Below are 1,460 nucleotides of genomic sequence, written 5' to 3'. Positions count from 1 at the left end.
GGTGATGCATCCCCAGAAAATCAAATCCTTCCTTACCTCCCCACATAGATACCAGCTTTGTTTTCTCCGGATGTAGCGTCAGTTCCAGTCTTTCTATGATTGCTCCCACCAATTTCAATGCTTGTTCGGCACCTTTCTTAAGCCTGCAAATAATCACGAAATCATCTGCGTATCTTACGAGTTTTCCCAGGTGAGTGCCATACTTTTCCCACATACTGTCGAGGTAGTGAAGGTAGATATTCGCTAACAGCGGTGATATAACTCCACCTTGCGGACTTCCCTTTTCACTTGCTTGATAACCATCTTCTTGCATGATACCAGCCTCCAGCCACTGCCTGAGCAACTTTAATATCCGTCGGTCATTCACTCGCATTTCCACTAGTTTCATGAGTTTGTCGTGGTTAATGGCATCAAAATATCCTTTAATGTCCGCGTCGATTACCCATATTTCCTTTTTATCACAGGCTTTTCGTATCTCTTCCAATGCCTGATGTGCATTTCTTTTGGGGCGAAATCCATAAGAACTTTCTTTGAAATCAGCTTCATAAACCGGCTCTATGACCATCTTTACTGCCATTTGTACAATCCGGTCTCTTATTGTCGGGATTCCTAGCGGGCGTTTGGTTCCATCCGCCTTTGGAATGTGCACCCTTTTCACTGGTTGGGGGCGGTATTGTCCTTGTCTCAAGGTTTCTTGTATTTCTCCTAGGAGTTTGCCAACTCCGTAAAGTTCTACCGCCTCAATACTGATTCCGTCTATCCCCCCAGTTCCACCGTTGGCTCTCACCCGTTTCCATGCTTCTCTTAGTATATCTTCTCGATATACCTTATCATAAAGGGCATGAAATTTCCGCTTATTGTTTCTCTTTGCTGCAAGGTATAGCTTTCTTTGGAGTTGTCGAGCTTTTTCTATGGTGTTGTTAGCCTTTAGAGCATTCACTCGCTCTTACCTCCTCCAAAAACTTGAATGAAGCAGGGTCCCTTCCCTAGTTACGTTTTTGTTGCCGTAACATTATTGGTACTATGCACCCCTCTGACTCCCTTCCTGCATTTCAGCAAATTCACATCTTTGTTTACATGCTCCCGTGCAGGGGAGGGTCTCTCCAGTTCCAGACTGTACTTTCGATACATACCGCCTCCTCTACACCGGAGGGTTCTTTGACGGTGCTTTCCAAGCTCTTCCCGTCTTCCATGGCCTTCGCCTAAATTCCCAAGGCTCGGCTCCCTCTACATTCCTCGTTTCCAAGGGGCTTTTTAACGATGCGACAGAGTTCACTTCATGTTGCAGTCTATATCTTTGCTCGCCCTGTTTCCAGGTACTTTATCCTCCCGCTCAGCACCCCGCATTTCTGCGACGCACCGGGATTAGCTACCCAGCCTCTTGGCAGTTACCGGGATGGGACTTTCACCCATAAGCACAGCCCAGCTTCGCTGGACACACGAAATTAAAAAGCGCATGC

At 46.6% G+C, this 1,460-nt stretch carries 1 protein-coding gene; it reads right to left on the bottom strand.

Annotated features, from left to right (window positions below; translation table 11 throughout):
- A partial coding sequence (gene ltrA / locus BMZ99_RS25805) for a group II intron reverse transcriptase/maturase (protein ID WP_090945005.1) occupies window positions 1-940 on the bottom strand: 940 nt, incomplete at its 3' end.
- Window positions 941-1,460: the final 520 nt, after the last annotated feature.

It is taken from the genome of Pelosinus propionicus DSM 13327, from assembly GCF_900114615.1.
Taxonomy (GTDB): Bacteria; Bacillota; Negativicutes; order DSM-13327; family DSM-13327; genus Pelosinus; species Pelosinus propionicus.
Note: the sequence above shows the minus strand (reverse complement) of the source record. Positions and strands in the feature narration are given on the sequence as shown.